Genomic DNA, 17,643 nt, shown 5'->3' with positions numbered 1-17,643 from the left:
CCAGAATTTTACTGCTGGCCTTTAAGCTTTTTAAGGTACTGATACGCCTCGTTGATGTCCTTCATCTTCTCTTCCGCCACCCTGCTGAACTCCTCGCCCAGGTGATTGACCTTGTCCGGGTGGTACTGCTTGCTCAAGTTGCGATAAGCGGCCTTGATCGTTTCGAAGTCGGCCCCCGGTTCCAGGCCCAGGGTCTGGTAGTATGCGGCCTCCCGGCTCTCGCCGGCGGTCGCGGTCCCCCAGCTCCGGTTCTGATAACGGGCCCGGATCGACTGGTGATCGTAGGGATGGATCTGGAGAAAATCGGCAATCCGCTGAAGAACGATCAGTTCTCCTTCGCTCACCGTTTCGTTGGTGTACAAAACCCGGTAAATCAGTTCCAGCAGGATCAGGCGGGGTTCGTAGCCGAACCGGCGGCGGAAATCGAGCAGCAGGTCATCGAGGGTCAGGCTGGAAGCCATGGCCTCCTTGATCAGCTGCTTCACCCAAAGCAGCTGCTGATGGCCGTAGCGCAGTTGCATCCGGAAAAAATCACTGATCGCCGCCGTTTCGGCCCGGGTCACGGTGCCGTCGAGCTGGGCGATCTTGACCAGGATCTGCACGAGGAGGAAGACAAACTGATTGTGGGATTCGGTCTGGGATTCTTCGTAGCGCCGGATCTGGCGGCGGACATAATAGGCAAAGCCCCAGAAGGCCAATAGTCCTGCCAGGACCAGAATCACCAAAGTAAGCAGAACAAAACCGAAGACATTGAACAGCAGCGGAGCCCCGCCCACCAGCAACAGCAGCAAAGCGATGATCAGCAGGCAGCCGCCGCAGCCCGGCCCGCCGGGTCCAGCGCTACGTTGATAGATAATCATGGTTTCTCAACCGCCGGTTATTGTTCGGCGGGCGGCTGCCGGTTGCCGTCGGCCGGAGAAAAAAGGGCGGCGACAAATTCGCCGGGTTCAAAATCACGCAAATCTTCCATCTGTTCACCGATCCCGATGAAGCGGATGGGAATATTGAATTCATGACAGATGTTGACCACGATGCCGCCCCGGGCGGTGCCGTCGAGCTTGGTCAGGGCGATCCCGGTTACCTCCACCGCCTCATGGAAGAGGCGGGCCTGGGAAACCCCGTTCTGGCCCGTGGTGGCGTCGATCACCAGCATCACCTCATGGGGAGCGCCGGGAATCTTCTTGCTCATGACCCGCTTGATCTTGCGCAGTTCCTCCATCAGGTTGACCTTGGTGTGGAGGCGGCCGGCGGTATCGACGATGATCACGTCAAAATCACGGGGCCGGGCGTAATCGAAGGCATCGTAAATCACCGAGGAAGGATCGGCCCCCTGCTGCTGGGCCACGATTTCGACCCCCACCCGCTGGGCCCAGACCTGCAACTGTTCGCTGGCCGCGGCCCGGAAGGTATCCGCCGCCACCAGCAGGACCTTCTGACCCGCTTGTTTGAACTTGTAAGCCAGCTTGCCGATGGTGGTGGTCTTGCCCACCCCGTTGACGCCCAGGACCATGATGACGAAGGGGCCGGAGGAGGGCAGGACCAGCTCGGCCGGGCGATCGGCCCGGACCAGGTAATCGAGGAGCAGTTGCTGGAGGATTTTTTTCAGGGCCTGGGGGTCGCTGAGCTGCTCACGTTTGACCCGCTCCCGGGCCCGGTCCAGCAGTTCCGTGGTGGTGGCCGCCCCCAGATCGGAGGTGATCATGATTTCCTCGAGTTCGTCGAAGAGTTCGGCGTCGATCTCCTTCTTGCCGAGGAAAAGCTCGTCCATCCGGTTGATGAAGTTTTCCCGGCTGCGTTCCAGCTGTTGCCGCAGGCGCTGAAAAAAGCCGCCGCCGGCTGGGCCGGCCGCTTTCGCCTCGGTTTCCCCGGCCGCCGCCGGCTCCTCAGCCCGGAAAAAAGCGGCCCAGCTCAGTTCTGGCGCCGGTTCAGCGGCGTCGGCTGCTTCCGGCTGCTCCCGGCCGAGTTCTTCGGCCGGCTTTTCCGCTTCGGCTTCGCCTGGCAGGCCCGCTTCCGGTTCGCCTGTCCCAAATTTCTTTTTAAACCAACTCAGCATCAACAATACCTGAATTTACCCAACCAGAATATCTCTTCCCGGAGGAGGCAAGCTCCATTGCCGCCACGGGTCCTAAATAGCATTGAGGGTGGCCACCACCTGGCGGATAATCCAGGCCGGGGTCGAGGCGCCGGCGGTCACGCCGACGCATTGATAACCTCTTAATTTTGCCGGGTCCAGTTCATCCTCGGTTTCCACCAGGAAAACCGGACAATTGAGCCCGGCGGCGATTTCCGCCAGGCGCTTGGTGTTGGCGCTGTTGCGCCCGCCCACCACCACCAGGGCGTCCACCTCGCGGCACATGTTGCGCACTTCGTCCTGACGCTTGTGGGTAGAGTCGCAGATGGTGTTGAAGACCTTGCCGCCGGGGTAGCGGGCCAGGATCTCGGCGGTGATGGCCCGAAACATCTCTTCGTCCTGGGTGGTCTGGCTGACCACGATATAGGGGGCCTTGAGTTGAAGGCCGTCCAGGTCGGTCATCCGGCTGACCACCAGCCCGGCCGCCCCGGCATGTCCTATCAGGCCTTCGACTTCGGCATGATCGCGGTCGCCGACGATTACCGTGGTGTACCCCAGGCGCTGATATTTATTAATGATCGCCTGCACCTTGACCACCCGCGGGCAGGTGGCGTCTTCAATTACCGCCCCGCTTTCCTGCAGGCGCAGCTTGCGGGCCGGCGGCACCCCGTGGGCCCGGATCACCACCGTGCCCGTGGTGCTGGCCGGAACCTCCTCCATGACGCCGACGCCTTTTTCCGCCAGCATCTCCAGAACCTGGGGGTTGTGGATCAGCGGCCCGAAAGTGGCAATGGGGCTTTGCCGGGTTTCCACCAGCTTCAAGGTAGTTTCCACCGCCCGCCGCACTCCCATGCAGAAACCGGCATGCTTGGCCAGAACTACTTTCATCTTCACTCTTCCTTATCCTGAGAGCACATAGGCCTGGGCGTCCCCAAACACCGGCCCCGCGCCGCAATATAACAACTCAGAGCCGCGCCGGGGCCGGCCCCGGGGGAATGGGGCAACGCTGATAAAAATAGTCCCGGGGGCCTAAAAATCCCCGGGACCAATCCTTTATGAAAAGTAAACCGAAAAGCCGGCTTTTGCAAGCCGGAGGTTGACCGGTTGGCGGAATTGGCAGTCTTGCCAATTCCGGTCAAGCCTGCAAAATTTATTTTGCATCAACGCGACAAACCAGGTTGACAAGGGCCTGGGGTTTTCCCTACAATTTGCACAATGTGTCGCATGACAATGTAACACGTTACAGGGTGTCACATGACAATGTGATACTGGGGAGGGGGACGGCAAATAGTCATCGCTCTAAGCGCCCAGGCGGTTTTTCAGGCCTGGATGATTTGGGCCGGTCCCTGGTTTTGGAGGGGTGGGAAACGCCCGGTTGGCGGATTATCCCGGCAGAACATGGGCCAGATGATGGCCCCGCCTGCTGGTAAGAAGCCCGCTGGAGGTTCCTCACCGTACCGCGTCATCTTCAACCATCCGGACAAGGAGCATGGCTTATGACCGCAAATTCCCAGCAAGATGGCAAGTCCCGGCAACGTTTAACCCTGCTTGCCGCCCGAGCCCGCCGACGCCTGGCGGAACTGGGCCGGCGCCAACCGGTGCGACCCGGTCCCACCCTCAACGAAAGCCTGGCCCAGCACGGCATCAACCGCCGCGACTTCATCAAATGGTCGGTGGCGATGACCGCGGCCCTCTCGCTGCCGGCCAAATTTGCCCCCCTGACCGCCAAAGCCGCCGAACTGCTCAATCGCATCCCGGTGGTCTGGCTCCACATGGCCGAATGCACCGGTTGCGTGGAAAGCTTCATCCGCACCGATGCTCCAACCCTGGACACCCTGCTCTTCAACTATATTTCTTTAGAATATCATGAAACCCTGATGGCGGCCAGCGGCTGGCAGGCCGAAGAAAATCTCGAAAACGCCCTGAAAAACCACCACGGCAACTACCTGCTGATCGTCGAGGGCGGTATTCCCACCGCCGCCGGCGGCACCTTCCTGACCATCGGGCCCCATGCCCACACCGGCATCGAAATCTGCCGCAAGGCCGCCGCCGGAGCCCTGGCGACTTTCGCCATCGGTTCCTGCGCTTCCTTCGGCGGAGTCCAGGCCGCGTACCCCAATCCCACCCAGGCCAAGGGCCTGAGCGAAATAATCCGCCAGCCGGTGATCAATATCCCGGGCTGTCCTCCCAGCGAAAAGAACATGATGGGCAGCCTGCTGCACTACATTCTCTTCGGTTCCCTGCCCGCCGTCGATCGCTACAACCGCCCCCGCTGGTCCTATGGTCTGCGGGTCCACGATCTCTGTGAGCGGCGGGGGCGCTTCGACGCCGGCGAATTCGTGCAACGCTTCGGTGACGAAGGGGCCAAATTGGGCTACTGCCTCTATAAAGTAGGCTGCAAAGGGCCATACACCTTCAATAACTGCTCCCGGCAGAAGTTCAACCAGGGCACCAGCTGGCCGGTCCAGGCCGGTCATGGCTGCATCGGCTGCAGTGAACCGGATTTCTGGGATGTCATGGCTCCCCTGGTCGAGCCCCGCAAGGATCGCCTTTTCCGCACGGCCTTCCGCGGCCGCGGGGCGGACGCCACCGCCGACAAAGTCGGCCTCGGCCTGCTGACGGCGGCGGCGGTGGGGATCGGCGCCCACGCCGTGTATTCGGTGGTTCGGGGTAATTTCAGCAATCCCCCAGATCCTGGTGGCGGCAAGAAAGCCGATGCCCCGAAAGAAAAGACCTGATTGCTGAATCCATGCAGAACGGCCGGGTCCTCGCAGCCCGGCCCCGGACCTCTCAACGAGCCAAGGAGAACAGCCCATGACCGCCAAACGCATCGTGGTTGACCCCATTACCCGCATTGAAGGACATCTGCGGGTTGAAGTTGTGGTTGATGAAAACAATGTCATTCAGGACGCATACGCCAGCAGCACTCTCTGGCGGGGAATCGAACTGATCCTCCAGGGCCGCGATCCCCGGGATGCCGGGCTGCTGACCCAGCGGATCTGCGGAGTCTGCACCTATTCCCATTACCGGGTGGGGATCGAGGCGGTGGAAAACGCCCTCGGCATCACTCCGCCCTACAACGCGATTCTGACCCGCACCTTGATGAGCCAGGCCCTCTTCCTGCACGATCATATCGTCCACTTTTATCATCTCCACGGCCTGGACTGGTGCGACATCACCCAGGCCCTGGCCGCCGACCCCCGCAAGGCCTCCGACCTGGCCTTCAAGTACGCCGATTTTCCCATTGCCACCGGGGCCGATGAACTCAAGGCAGTACAGGCCAAACTCAAGGGCTTTGTCGAGGAAGGTTATCTGGGGCCCTTCGCCAACGCCTATTGGGGCCACAAGACCTACCGGTTGAACCCCGAGCAGAACCTGATCGTCCTCTCCCATTACCTCAAGGCCCTGGCGGTGCAGCGCAACGCCGCTCAGATGATGGCCCTTTTCGGCGGCAAGCAGCCCCATCCCCAGTCCCTGGTAGTGGGCGGGGTTACCTGCGTGATGGACCTGCTCAACCCCAACCGCCTGGGTGAGTACCTGACCAAGTTCGAAGAGGTCAGCGATTTCATGAACCGAGCCTATTACGCCGATGTCAAAATGGCCGCCGAAGCCTATATCAGCGAGGACAGCGTCCTCAAAGGGGCCGGGATCAAAAATTTCATGAGCGCCCGCGATTTCCAGATCAGCCGCAATGAGTGGCTGTTTGACAGCGGCATCGTTCTCGACGGCGACCTGAGCCGGGTCCATGATATCGACGAGGACCAAATCACCGAGGAAGCGACCCATTCCTGGTATCAGGACAACGAGGCCCTCCATCCCTATCAGGGCAAAACCGCTCCCAACTACACCGGTTTCCGGGACGGCGACACCGTCCAGGGCCGGGCCAAGGTTCTCGATGAAAGCGGGAAATACTCCTGGGTCAAGGCTCCCCGCTACAACGGCCGGGCCGTGGAAGTGGGTCCCCTGGCCCAGATGCTGGTGGGCTACGCCCGGGGCAATGACAAAGTGCAAAAGGTGGTCAATGATTTCCTGCAGGAAACCGGGGTGCCGGTTCCGGCCCTGTTCAGCACCCTGGGCCGGACCGCAGGCCGCATGCTCCAGACCAAGCTGATCGCCGACCACGGCAAGACCACCCTGCTCAATCTGGTGGAAAATCTCAAGGTCGACCAGGAAACCTGCGCGCCCTATGTCATCGACAATCGCCGGGAATACCGGGGCCGGGGAATGGGCGACGTGCCCCGCGGCATGCTCAGTCACTGGGTGCGGATCAGAAACGGGGTAATCGACAACTACCAGTGCGTGGTGCCCTCAACCTGGAACGCCAGCCCCATAGACGCCGCCGGCCAGCACGGCCCCTACGAGGCGGCCCTGATCGGGATCCAACTGGCCGACCCGACCCAGCCGCTGGAAATTATTCGCACCATTCACTCCTTCGACCCCTGCCTGGCCTGCGCCGTCCACGTCCTCGACTACCGGGGACAGGAACTGGCCAACTACCAGGTCAATCCGGGACAATGAGGTTCAGCGATGAAAAACAGCAACGAGCAAGACATTTTTGCCAGATTTTATCGTTTTTCCGCCGAAATCCGCTGGCTCCACTGGTTGCGGGCCCTGCTGATCTTCGCCCTGATCCCCACCGGTTTTTACCTGGCCAAACCTTTTCTGAGCCCCGGTCCGGACCTGGAGCCGGTTAATTTCCAAAACGCTCTGGTCCGGTTCTGGCACGTCGTCTTCGGCTTTGGTCTGGCCTTTGTCACCATCATGCGGATTTTTCTGTTCTTTTTCGACAGGTACAGCCGTCGCTACGAACAGGCCTCTTTTCGCGACACCATCAGCCCCGGCTCCTGGGGCCGGCAGCTGAAATATTATCTGCTCCTGGGTTCATTTAAGCGCCAGGGAGCTTACGGACCGCTCCAGCATGTCTTTTACCTGGGCCTGATGATTCTCCTGGTGTTCCAGATCCTGACCGGCTTTATTCTCCATGCCGCCAATTACCACGAGGGGTTGGGAGGGGTGCTGGGCAAACTGCTGGGACCGCTTACCGTCTGGATGGGCGGCCTCACCGGGGTGAGCCATTTCCATTACATTGCCATGTGGGCGATGATCATTTTCATCCCGATTCATATATACATGGTCCTCTGGGCGGCCAACAGAACCCCCGGCGCCGTCATCGAGCCCATTTTCAGCGGTTACAGTTTCAATAAAATTGAAAAATAACATTATACCAACCAGAACCCTGGTGCTGGGGATAGGCAACGTCCTTTTCGGGGATGAGGGGCTGGGGGTCCACCTGGCCTCCTTGTTGCGCCATAACTATCGATTCGCCAACGGTCCGGGGGCGGCTGACCCCGCCGGCCCCGGGCCGGCCCATTTCGCCATCGTCGATGGCGGCACCCTGGGGCCGCACTTGATTCCCCTGCTGGCCGAACAGAGTCAGGTGCTGCTGCTTGACACCATCACCTCCACCGGCAGCAAACCGGGCGAGGTCTTCTGTTTTGACTACCTGGAGATGCCCGCCCCCGCCAAAGCCCAGGGCAGCGCCCATGAGGTTGAAATGCGCCAGACCCTGGCGATGATGCGCATGGCCGGGGATTTGCCCCGGATCATGGTGCTGGCGGCGGTGCCGGCGATAATCAGTGCCGCCAGCTTTGAACTCTCTCCCCCGATCCGGGCCGCCGCCGGTCTGATGGAGAATAAAGCCCTGGAGATCCTGGCCGGCTGGGGATTCCAGGGGGAGAGAGTCGCCGCTTTAACGATCAGTGATATTGCCGCCAACTGTTGCCGGGTGGGTGACCGTGTCTCATAAAATCCGTTTTTTCTTCCGGACCCGCACCGGCAACAGCCCGCTCTTCGACCTGATCAGCCGTTTGATCAGCTCCTCTTCCCTGACCCATCAACTGGATTACTCCACCGGGGAAATCTCCCTGCTGGCCGAGGGGTCCGCGGAAGAGCTGGCCGCCCTGGCCGATCAATTGGGACGGGAAGTACCCCTTTCGATCTTTCTTGAAGAGAGCGGGATCACCGCGGTGACCCCCGAGACCCTGGTTGCCCAGGCCAGGGCGGACGATATTGCTCCGTTTCCGGACCGGGCCGGGATCAACGAGCTGCCACCCTGTCCCCGCTGCCTGCTCCGGGCGGAAGCGGATTATCTCCGGGGCCAGAGTCTGCCCGCGGATAACTGTAATCTCTGCGGAGGCGCCGGCCGGCAGGGCCTGCGGCTGGAGCTTGATTCCCCTGGCGGCAAGCTTCGGCTCGCGCGGATCGCGCCCCCCGACCAGCCGGCTTCCCAGCCTGCCGCCGCCTGGTTCGGGATCCTGGCCCAGGCGGCCCAACTGCTGGCCGCCGGACGGCGGCTCGACATCAGTCTCCCCGGGGAACAATTTCTGGCCGCCGCCGTTGCTCCGCAAAACCTGGATACCGGCGCCCCCGCCAAGCCAAGCCGGGAGGCCGATCGGGACACCTCAGCGGCCCAGGCTTCAGAACCAGATTACCCTACCGCCATCAGCGAAGTCCTGGTCACCATTCCCGAAACCTTGCCGGAATACTGGCATTGCGGCGAGGACGAACTGCTGTTGCTGGCCGCCCTGGAAAAACCCCTGCTGCTGCTGGAGCCCAGCCCCGAAAATCAACAGCGTTACCAACTGGCGCCTAGCCCCTTGCCGGTGGGTTTGGCCGCCGACCTTTTTTTCTGGCACCTGGGCCGCCATCTGCGGGCCCTGGATATCCCCCTGCTTTTTCTGGCCAACCGGTCCGAAACTCCCCGCTGCCGGCCCCTGATGCTGGCCGACCGGCAAAACCGCTGGCTGCTGACCGGCCACCGGGCGGTGCTGCCGCTCTTAGTCCCCCTGAATTTTGGCCCCGACCTTCAGCCCGGCGCTGCCCATGGTCCCGTCACCGTCTCCATTCACCAGCACCCGACCGCGGCAACGCCCAAAACTGCGGCGTCGCCGGCTCTCCTCCTGACTCGTTCAACCACCCGGCCCGCTGATGTGGAGCCTTCAGGGCCGGTAAATCCCCGCCAGGTTTTTCGCGCTTTCCTGGCTACCTCGACCGCCAGTAAGCTCTCCCGGACGGAGCTTGCAACCACCGGACCGGGTTCGATTTTCGGGATTTCCCTCTACCCATACCCCAACGGCCTGACCCTGCTGGAACTGGCCCCGGCTCAAGAAATCAAAATCCTGGTCGCTCCGGATGTCTCCCGGCCGCAGCATCCCTCCGCCATCCTGGCCGAGCTGGCCGAACTGGACGACCAGGCCCAACGGTTGGTGGCTAATTTTGCCACCCATCACCCCGACCGCTGGCAGCGCCTGCAAACCTGGCCGACGCCCATCCGGATCGACAATCCGGCCGATCTCTGGCTGCTGCTCCTGCTGATCGGCGGCGAGGAGCAAGAAAACACCCCCCTGCCTGACGGTACGACCAGCCTTGACTGCACCGGCTTTCCCCCGGCAGAATCCGGCCCGATCGCGCATTTTCTCCGGCTGGCCGCCCTGGTAAACCCCGGCCGCAGCCCCCGCCTGGAAATGGCGGCGAACCATGATCCCTGGCGGCTGGACGAGCGGCGCGTGTTGCGCAGCGCCCTGAGCTATGCCGTCGGCGGAGTCGGCTCCGCCGCCCTCTGTCGCGGCTGGCTGGAAAGCCTGGCCGAATGGCTGAGCCGGATTATCTGGGAACAGGCCGGCCCGGATTCCACACCCCGCGTCGCCCTCTGCAGCGAGCTTTGCCTGCATCCGGCCTTTTTCAACGCCATCCGCAACCAGGGCCGGGAGGATTTCCTGCTGCCCCCGCCGCCCCTGCCCTTAGACTGCCTCCCCGCCATCGGCCGACTCTGGGATGCGAGCCAAGCCGACCCGGGAGCCGACCCGGCTACTCAGAGGGCAGTCGCCAACGACGACCGCCGGGCCGCCCTCAAATCGGCCTTCGGCTTGTTCGGGGGAAAAGCCGGCGCTCGCCGCGGCTGAAAAAGCCCCGCTTGACATGGGGTGGTGAAAAAGCTAAACAGAGCCATGTCCACCGCCAAGCAGGCTCTGCTGCTCGTCAGCGACCAGGAATTTCTCCAGCACCAGACCGGCCGGGACCATCCCGAGTCCCCGCAACGCCTGCAAGCCGTCCTCAAACGCCTGGAGACCAGTTCCGCCCCCGGCAACCCCCTGGCCGGCTCCCTCCGCATCATTCCTGCCCGGGCCGCCGGACGGGAAGAGCTCCTGACGGTTCATGATGAAAATTATCTGCTGCGCTTCGAGGAGACGGCCCTCTCCGGCCGCAGTTATCTCGATCATCCCGATAACCAGTTGAGTTACGATTCCTACCGGATCGCCCTGTTGGCCGCCGGAGCCGGTTTGGCCGCCATCGACCGGCTGGAGGAGGGCGGGCAAAGCGCCGCCCTGGCCCTGGTCCGCCCCCCCGGCCATCACGCCGAAAGAGCCGCCGCCCTGGGGTTCTGTTTTCTCAACAACGCGGCGGTGGCCGCCCGCTACTGGCAGCAGCGCCATCAGCGCCAAAGAATCATGATCATCGATTGGGACGCCCATCACGGCAACGGCATCCAGGCCGCCTTTGAAGAAGATCCCGATGTTTTTTATCTGAGCATTCACGAACATCCCACCTGGAGCTTTCCCGGCACCGGCTGGAGTGAAGAGCGCGGCAGCGGTCCCGGCCGCGGAGCCACCCTCAACCTGCCCCTGCGGCCAGGCAGCGGCGATGAGCAGGTTATGCGTCTCATCAACGAAAAGGTTAATCCCGCTCTGGCCAAGTTTGCTCCCGAAGCCCTGATAATCGGGGCCGGCTTCGACGGTCACCGGGATGATGACATGTCCGGCCTGGCCTACAGCAGCGAACTTTATCGCCATCTCGGCCGTTGCGCTGCCGCCTGGGCCGCTCATTTTTGCCCCGGCCGCCTGCTCTCTCTGCTGGAAGGCGGCTATCAACCGGAATTGCTTGCTGTGTGCGTGGAAAATTATCTCGATGGACTGCTTAAAAGAGGGACTGATCTATGAATATCAAACAATACATGAGTACTCCGGTACTGACCATTTCCCCGGAAATGACCATCCCTGATGCTCGTGAGCTCCTGCGGGCCCGCGATTTCCGCCATCTACCGGTGGTGGACGAAAACGGACAGCTGCTGGGGATTGTCACCGACCGGGATCTGCGTTCGGCCTATCCCTCCACCGTGCTCTGCGACGAAAGAAGTCAGGCCCGATTGGCCGCTCTGAAAAAAACCCCGGTCAGCGAGATCATGAGCCGGGAAACCTATACCCTGCCGGTCGAAGCCACCATCGACGACGCCCTGCTCATTCTCGACCGGCAGAAAGTCGGAGCCCTGCCGGTGGTGGACGAAAACGGCGCGGTCCTGGGGATGTTTTCAATCCGTGATCTGATTCGGGCCTATCGGGGTCTTTTTGGCCTGGGCGAACGCGGTTCGGCCATGCTGGCCATCGAAGATGACGGTCGGCCCCGGCCCCTGAGCCGGCTCTGCGCCGCCCTGGAAGCGGCGGATATTCATTTCACCCGCCTGCTCAAGGCCAAGCAAAAACCCGATGATGAGCATTTCATTATTTACCTCCGGGTTACCACCTATAATCTCTCGGCGGTCCGCAAAATCCTGGCGGCTGCTGGTTTTTTCGAAAAAACAGATCATTAAAACGCTCATCGTAGCTGCGCCAGCCGGCAAATTAATTGAAGCCATTTTTTTCACTGTGCTTTTTGTGCAATCTGTGGTCAACTGACGGCCAACTTGTAAACAAAAACTTAAGGAAGCGCAATGTCCTCCCTGGAAGCCCTTCTTTATCCGCACAGCGTCGCCGTCATCGGCGCCTCCCGCACGCCTGGCAAGGTCGGCCATGATATTCTGGCCAACCTCATCCGTTCCGGGTTTGCCGGCAAATTGCTGCCGGTCAACCCTGCCGCCGAGGAAATCCTCGGCCTTCCCTGCCTGGCCGATCTCCGAAAAAGCGGCGAAAAAGTCGATCTGAGCATCATTGCCGTCCCCCGGGCCCGGGCGGAAGCCGCCCTGTCGGACTCCCTGGCCGCCGGGGCCAAGGCGGTGATCGTCATCACAGCCGGCTTCAAGGAGATGGACGAAGAGGGCGCGGCCCTGGAAAAGCGCCTGGCCTCCCTCTGCGCCAGTCGCCGGGTCCGGATGCTGGGACCCAACTGTCTGGGGCTGATCAACAGCCACCACCGACTCAATGCCTCATTCGCCTCGCGGATGCCCGCCCCCGGGTTAATTTCGGTGATCTCACAATCCGGCGCCCTGGCCACTGCCATCCTTGACCTGGCGGTGGGCCGCCACCTGGGGCTGGCCAAACTGATCAGCATCGGCAACAAGGCGGACATCAATGAGGTCGATCTCCTGCTGGCCCTCACCGCCGACCAGGAGACCAAGGTAATCGTCGCCTATCTTGAGGACATCACCTCCGGCGAGAATTTCATCAAGGCGGCCAGCGAGGCCAGTTCCCGTAAACCGGTGATAATCCTCAAGTCGGGGACCACCGATGCCGGCCGCAAGGCGGCTTCTTCCCATACCGGGGTTCTCTCCGGGGGCGATATCGCTTACGGAGCCGCCTTCCGGCGGGCCGGAGTGATTCGGGCCGACACCTTCGAAGAGCTTTTCGACTACGCCACCGCCCTGGCCATGCAGCCCCTGCCCAAGGGGGATCGAGTGCTGATCGTCACCAACGCCGGCGGCCCCGGCACCATGGCCGCCGACGCCGTGGAACAGGCGGGAATGCAGGTGGCGGTGCTGGACAGCAACACCGCCGGCGCCCTGCGGGAAAAACTGCCGCGAGCCGCCAGCATCGGCAACCCCATCGACGTCCTGGGCGATGCCGAACCGGAGCGCTACGTCACTGTGATGAAGGCCGCCCAGGAAGATCCGGCGGTGGATGCCATCGTGGTAATCCTCACCCCCCAGGCGATGACCCAGCCGGCGGCAACCGCCCGGGCCATCGCCGCCTGCCTGAAGGGCGACAAGCCGGTGGTGGCGGCTTTCATGGGAGGTGATGACGTCATGCCCGGCCGGGCCGAATTGGCGGCGGCCAATCTGCCCGATTATCCCTCCCCGGAGCGGGCGGTGAAGGCGCTCAAGGCCATGCACGACTACGCCACCTGGCGGAGCCGACCGCCCCGGATCGTCACCCGTTTTCGGGTCAACCGCCGCCGGGTAGAGCGGGTCATCACCCGGCGCCTGCGGGCGGGCCACCACCAACTGGGCGAGGTCCGCTCCAAGAGCGTGCTGGCCGCTTACGGTTTTCATGTGCCGGAGGGCTATCTGGCCACCAATGCCGAAGAGGCGGTGGAGGCGGCGGAAAGAATCGGTTACCCGGTGGCGATGAAGATCGTATCCCCCGATATCATTCACAAGTCCGATCTGGGCGGGGTGCGGCTCAACGTCATCGACGCCAACGCGGTCCGTGACGCCTTTGACCTGATGATGCTGCGTTGCTCACAGAGGGAATCGGCGGCCCTGCTGGAAGGGGTTTACGTGGAGAAAATGCTGAGCAAGGGGCTGGAGGTGATCATCGGCATGAACCGCGACCCCCAATTCGGCCCGATGCTGATGTTCGGCCTGGGCGGGATTTTCGTGGAGGTAATGAAGGATGTCACTTTTCACCTGGCCCCGATCAGCGAAACCGAAGCCCTCCAGATGCTCCGATCGACCCGCTCCTATGAAATGCTTGAGGGCCGCCGGGGCCGCAAAGGGGTGGACCTGGCGGCCATCGCTCAGGGTTTGCAGCGGATCAGCCAGTTGACCACCGATTTCCCCCAGATCAGCGAGCTGGATATCAACCCCTTTATCGTCGGTGAGGTAGGCCGGCCGCCGATGGTCGCCGACGCCCGCATGACTCTCGATAATCTTGAACATCACCATGATCTGGCCCGGTCAGCCCCGGCCTGTATCGTACTTAAAAGCGTCTGAATCCCGACGCCGAGGCAGGAAACGCCGCGGCAGCATCAACGGCTGCTCCCGAGAATGGGGTGGGAGCCTGCCATGAACTAACCGCTCATCAAACAACCAATAAGAGGTTGGGAATGACTTCTCATCTACGGGCTCAACCTGATCCGGAGTGGCGGGAAAAGTACCGGGATATGATCCGGACGGCGGATCAGGCTCTGGCCCTGGTCAAGCCCGGCCAGCGGGTTTTCATCGGTACCGCCTGCGCCGAGCCTGCCGCTCTGGTCGAAGCCCTGACCCGGCGGGGCCGGGACTTGTGCGACGTCGAGATTGTCCAGATTTTGACCAAGGGAGAAGCGCCCTATGCCACGGGGGAACTCAAGGATTGCTTTCACCTCAACAGCTTTTTCATCGGCCGGGCCATTCGTGAGCACATCCAGCAGGGGCTGGGTGACTATACCCCGACCTTGCTTTCCGACATCCCCCGCCTTTTTACCTCAGGCCGGTTGCCGCTGGATGTCGTTTTGATCCAGGTCACCGAGCCGGACACCACCGGCAAGGTCAGCCTGGGTATCTCCGTCGATGTGGTCAAAAGCGCGGCCGAAAACGCCTCTTTGGTCATCGCCCAGGTTAACCCCCGCATGCCCCGGACGTTGGGCGACAGTTTTCTCGATATCTATGATATCGACCTGCTGGTGCCGGAAGAAAGGGAGATCATCGAGCGGGAATCGAGCCAACCCACCCCGGAAACCTGCAAGATCGGGGAACATATCGCCGCCCTGATCGAGGACGGCTCGACCCTGGAGTTCGGCATCGGCCGGATTCCCCACGCCCTGGCGGCCTTCCTGCGGGATAAGCGCAATCTCGGCATCCATACCGAGATGCTCACCGAGAGCATGCTGGAGCTGATCGAATCGGGGGCCGTCAACGGAAGCCACAAATCCACCGACCGGGGCCGCATCGTCACCAGCTTCTGCATGGGAACCCGCCGCCTATACGACTTTGTCGACAATAACCCCCTGTTCAGCTTCCGGCCCACCGAATATGTCAATGATCCTTACGTCATCAGCCGCCAGCACAAAATGGTGGCCATCAACATGGCCCTGGAAATCGACCTTACCGGCCAGGTTTGCGCCGATTCATTGGGTTCGCGATTCTTTTCCGGCATCGGGGGACAGGTTGACTTCAACCGGGGCGCGGTCCGCTCGGTGGGCGGCAAGGGCGTAATCGCCCTGGAATCGACGGCCGAGAACGGCGAGATCTCCCGGATCGTCACCCGGCTGACTCCCGGAGCGGGAGTGGTGACCACCCGGGGCGAGGCCCACTACATCGTCACCGAATACGGAGTGGCCTATCTCCACGGCAAAAGCGTGCGGGAACGGGCCATGGCCCTGATCAGCATTGCCCATCCCAAGTTCCGGGAACAACTTTTTCGGGAAGCCATTGAGGCCAAGTACCTGAACAAGGAAATGGCCGATCTCGATGGCCGGGTCCTGCTGGCCTCCCAGGAGATGCATACCTCTACCCTGCTCGACGACGGGACCCAGGTTTCGTTCCGCCCGGTCCATCCCACCGATGAACCCCGGATGCGCGACCTGCTATATGCCCTGTCCCAGGAAACCCTTTACTACCGTTTCATGACCTCCGGGGGCCGCTTTGCCCACCGGGAGATCCATAACTTCGTATACATCGACCACCGCAAAGACGCCGCCATCGTCGGCACCGTTCCCGAGGCCCACGGGGAGGACATAATCGCCGTCGGCCGCTACTATCTCGACCAGAAAAGCAATCGGGCCGAGGTGGCCTTTGTCATCCGGGATGAGTGGCAGAATCGAGGAATCGGCACCTCGCTCTTCAAACATCTGGTCGATATCGCCAAGCGCAACGGCATTGCCGGCTTCACCGCCGAAGTTCTGCGGGACAACCGGCGCATGCAGGCGATCTTCAATAACAGCGGCTATAACGTCCAGAGCAAGGTGGAGGACGATGTTTACAGCTACAGCATCGACTTCAACTAGTTAAAAAAAAGCCCGGGCAACCCCTGCCAGAAGGGGGCTGCCCGGGCGTTTCGGTTATGCTCGCACGGTGACTCGCCGGGCCGCCGTCTTCTTGGCGCCCTCGGCTGCCTTGGCCTTTTTGGCTCCGGATTTGGCGGTTGCAGGCTTGGCCGCTTTCTTGATAATCCTGGAGGAACCGGCGGCCTTGGGGGCTTTGCTGGTTTGGGCCGCAACCTCCGCCGCGACCATGACCGGCTTAACCTTGCGGCCCCGGCGGGCGACCACCGGTTTTTTCAGCCCCAGGCGCTCGCCTTCCTTCTCCTGGCGGATCCGGCAGGCCAGGTCGAAGGCTTTTTCCTTGCCGTGCTTGCGAATGGAGATTGAAGTCTTGCCCTGCTTGCCTTCCTGGTTGACCCAGCTTACCTCGTAACGGTTGAGCTTTTCATTGAGGCGCACCCCGACTACCCCGGTCTTGGTATTGCTTACCGTAACGATATGCTTGTCGGTACGGATTTTACCCAGACTGATTTCGGTCTGGTCACGCCAGGCCAGAGCGGTCAGCAGGCTGGAGTAGCGGCCGCCGTACTTGCCGTCGGAAAAGAACTTGGAGTGGGTCGTGCCCATAAAGCGTACCCGGACGTACCAGCCATGGGTCCGCTTACTTTCCTGGTCGATTCTGGCTACATCCTTGTGTTTCTCGAGCATCGTTTTCTTGGTCATGATTTTTCTTCCTCAGAGACTATATTTTTTATTTATTCGAAAAATTCTCCAGCGGGGCTGGAAGAATTTTTCCTCCACCAGGAAGGGCCGCAACCTACGGCGAATAAAGGGATCGGCGCCGGCCTTTCCTGCGAACCGGTAACGCCCGGCCCTGGTTTCTGACATGGCCTTGCAGTCATTACAATAATTACTAGCAATATAAATGCCAACTTTTAAGTATATTTTTTGTTAAGAAACAAACCACCGATAATCAACTAATTGTGCAAATGTTGCAAGTTCGACAAACGCTTTCGGTTTCGCGCCCAGTGCAACAATTCGCGCCAGGTGCGAAATTTTGCGCATTTTATAGGACAGGGATTATGTTTGGAGTTTTCTTGCGTTGTCAGATAGAGAAAGTTATTTTGCCGGCATCTATCGCCAAGGCTTTCCGCCAAACAACAGCAACTAAAGGAGAGGGACCGCCCCGGCCACCCCAGGGGAAAACCCGCCGAACCATATGCCCATAACCAATCAGCAAGAGTCAGCCGCCGCCTTCGCCGAACTTGTCGCCCTGGTTGATCGACTCCGGGCTCCCGACGGCTGCCCCTGGGACCGCAAACAGACCCCGGAAAGCTTCAAGCATTATCTGCTGGAAGAAACCCATGAACTGCTGGAGGCCCTGGCCCGTGACGACCTGCACAATATCCGGGAGGAGTTGGGTGACTTGCTTTTTCAGGTCATCTTTTTGGCCCGGCTCTACCAGGAACAGGAGGCTTTCGGTCTGACCGAGGTGATCCAGGGGATCACCGCCAAGATGGTCCGCCGCCACCCCCATGTTTTTGGCGACAAACAGGTTGCCTCGGAAGCTGATCTCCGGCGCCAGTGGCTGGAGATCAAGGCCGGAGAAAAAAAGTAAGCAGGTAACCGCTGCTGGCTGGCGCCCGTCGCCGGCAACCCAACTCTGACCGCCTCCTTTTCCG

At 61.2% G+C, this 17,643-nt stretch carries 14 protein-coding genes; 10 read left to right on the top strand and 4 right to left on the bottom strand.

Translation table 11 applies throughout. The features are described 5' to 3' along the window. Positions 1-8: 8 nt before the first annotated feature. From ACHHTY_RS01085 to ispH, 3 genes are all read right to left on the bottom strand, one after another. A complete protein-coding gene (locus ACHHTY_RS01085; RefSeq protein ID WP_395492189.1) occupies positions 9-860 on the bottom strand; it encodes a DnaJ domain-containing protein in 852 nt (283 codons plus the stop codon). A 17-nt stretch (positions 861-877) separates the two neighbouring features. After that, on the bottom strand, positions 878-2,053 hold the full coding sequence (gene ftsY / locus ACHHTY_RS01080; protein ID WP_395492188.1) for a signal recognition particle-docking protein FtsY: 1,176 nt from the start codon (positions 2,051-2,053) through the stop codon (positions 878-880). Between the two features lie 72 nt (positions 2,054-2,125). Beyond that, positions 2,126-2,959, bottom strand: a complete 834-nt coding sequence (gene ispH / locus ACHHTY_RS01075; protein WP_395492187.1) for a 4-hydroxy-3-methylbut-2-enyl diphosphate reductase — start codon at positions 2,957-2,959, stop codon at positions 2,126-2,128. A gap of 608 nt (positions 2,960-3,567) precedes the next feature. Here ispH and ACHHTY_RS01070 point away from each other — a divergent pair. From ACHHTY_RS01070 to ACHHTY_RS01030, 9 genes are all read left to right on the top strand, one after another. Then, positions 3,568-4,809 (top strand): hydrogenase small subunit, encoded by a 1,242-nt coding sequence (locus ACHHTY_RS01070; RefSeq protein WP_395492186.1) that lies wholly within the window; start codon positions 3,568-3,570, stop codon positions 4,807-4,809. 76 nt (positions 4,810-4,885) lie between these two features. Then, the gene (locus ACHHTY_RS01065) at positions 4,886-6,589 is read left to right on the top strand and encodes a nickel-dependent hydrogenase large subunit (protein ID WP_395492185.1); all 1,704 of its coding nucleotides are present in this window, start codon (positions 4,886-4,888) and stop codon (positions 6,587-6,589) included. Between the two features lie 9 nt (positions 6,590-6,598). Further along, entirely contained in the window at positions 6,599-7,288 is a 690-nt protein-coding gene (gene cybH / locus ACHHTY_RS01060; protein WP_395492184.1) for a Ni/Fe-hydrogenase, b-type cytochrome subunit, read from the top strand. Then, complete coding sequence (locus ACHHTY_RS01055; RefSeq protein WP_395492183.1) at positions 7,278-7,877, top strand: HyaD/HybD family hydrogenase maturation endopeptidase; 600 nt, start codon at positions 7,278-7,280, stop codon at positions 7,875-7,877. Before cybH ends, ACHHTY_RS01055 begins: the two co-directional genes overlap by 11 nt. Beyond that, positions 7,867-10,032, top strand: coding sequence for a hypothetical protein (locus ACHHTY_RS01050; protein WP_395492182.1), 2,166 nt, complete (start codon positions 7,867-7,869; stop codon positions 10,030-10,032). The genes ACHHTY_RS01055 and ACHHTY_RS01050 overlap by 11 nt, the downstream gene beginning before the upstream one ends. Positions 10,033-10,077: 45 nt before the next feature. Further along, complete coding sequence (locus tag ACHHTY_RS01045) at positions 10,078-11,067, top strand: histone deacetylase family protein (RefSeq protein ID WP_395492181.1); 990 nt, start codon at positions 10,078-10,080, stop codon at positions 11,065-11,067. Next, positions 11,064-11,714, top strand: coding sequence for a CBS domain-containing protein (locus ACHHTY_RS01040; RefSeq protein ID WP_395492180.1), 651 nt, complete (start codon positions 11,064-11,066; stop codon positions 11,712-11,714). The genes ACHHTY_RS01045 and ACHHTY_RS01040 overlap by 4 nt, the downstream gene beginning before the upstream one ends. Before the next feature lie 120 nt (positions 11,715-11,834). Beyond that, positions 11,835-13,991 (top strand): acetate--CoA ligase family protein, encoded by a 2,157-nt coding sequence (locus tag ACHHTY_RS01035; protein ID WP_395492179.1) that lies wholly within the window; start codon positions 11,835-11,837, stop codon positions 13,989-13,991. Positions 13,992-14,104: 113 nt separating this feature from the next. Beyond that, positions 14,105-15,985, top strand: a complete 1,881-nt coding sequence (locus ACHHTY_RS01030) for a GNAT family N-acetyltransferase (protein ID WP_395492178.1) — start codon at positions 14,105-14,107, stop codon at positions 15,983-15,985. Between the two features lie 54 nt (positions 15,986-16,039). Here the strand turns inward: ACHHTY_RS01030 and ACHHTY_RS01025 are convergent, their stop codons facing one another. After that, on the bottom strand, positions 16,040-16,684 hold the full coding sequence (locus ACHHTY_RS01025; RefSeq protein ID WP_395492177.1) for an AP2/ERF family transcription factor: 645 nt from the start codon (positions 16,682-16,684) through the stop codon (positions 16,040-16,042). Positions 16,685-17,180: 496 nt separating this feature from the next. Here ACHHTY_RS01025 and ACHHTY_RS01020 point away from each other — a divergent pair, with 496 nt between their 5' ends. Next, positions 17,181-17,579 carry a MazG nucleotide pyrophosphohydrolase domain-containing protein gene (locus ACHHTY_RS01020; protein ID WP_395492176.1) on the top strand — a complete coding sequence of 133 codons (399 nt, stop codon included), beginning with the start codon at positions 17,181-17,183 and terminating at the stop codon, positions 17,577-17,579. The last annotated feature ends 64 nt before the right edge of the window (positions 17,580-17,643 follow it).

The organism is Desulfurivibrio nitratireducens (assembly GCF_044068515.1).
GTDB lineage: Bacteria > Desulfobacterota > Desulfobulbia > Desulfobulbales > Desulfurivibrionaceae > Desulfurivibrio.
Note: the sequence above shows the minus strand (reverse complement) of the source record. Positions and strands in the feature narration are given on the sequence as shown.

Bases quoted from the DNA above. Each gene is read 5' to 3' on its own strand.
- ACHHTY_RS01085 (WP_395492189.1), bottom strand. From the start codon at position 860: ATGATTATCTATCAACGTAGCGCTGGACCCGGCGGGCCGGGCTGCGGC.
- ACHHTY_RS01070 (WP_395492186.1), top strand. From the start codon at position 3,568: ATGACCGCAAATTCCCAGCAAGATGGCAAGTCCCGGCAACGTTTAACC.
- ACHHTY_RS01045 (WP_395492181.1), top strand. From the start codon at position 10,078: ATGTCCACCGCCAAGCAGGCTCTGCTGCTCGTCAGCGACCAGGAATTT.
- ftsY (WP_395492188.1), bottom strand. From the start codon at position 2,053: ATGCTGAGTTGGTTTAAAAAGAAATTTGGGACAGGCGAACCGGAAGCG.
- ACHHTY_RS01035 (WP_395492179.1), top strand. From the start codon at position 11,835: ATGTCCTCCCTGGAAGCCCTTCTTTATCCGCACAGCGTCGCCGTCATC.
- ACHHTY_RS01040 (WP_395492180.1), top strand. From the start codon at position 11,064: ATGAATATCAAACAATACATGAGTACTCCGGTACTGACCATTTCCCCG.
- ACHHTY_RS01030 (WP_395492178.1), top strand. From the start codon at position 14,105: ATGACTTCTCATCTACGGGCTCAACCTGATCCGGAGTGGCGGGAAAAG.
- cybH (WP_395492184.1), top strand. From the start codon at position 6,599: ATGAAAAACAGCAACGAGCAAGACATTTTTGCCAGATTTTATCGTTTT.
- ACHHTY_RS01020 (WP_395492176.1), top strand. From the start codon at position 17,181: ATGCCCATAACCAATCAGCAAGAGTCAGCCGCCGCCTTCGCCGAACTT.
- ACHHTY_RS01065 (WP_395492185.1), top strand. From the start codon at position 4,886: ATGACCGCCAAACGCATCGTGGTTGACCCCATTACCCGCATTGAAGGA.
- ispH (WP_395492187.1), bottom strand. From the start codon at position 2,959: ATGAAAGTAGTTCTGGCCAAGCATGCCGGTTTCTGCATGGGAGTGCGG.
- ACHHTY_RS01025 (WP_395492177.1), bottom strand. From the start codon at position 16,684: ATGACCAAGAAAACGATGCTCGAGAAACACAAGGATGTAGCCAGAATC.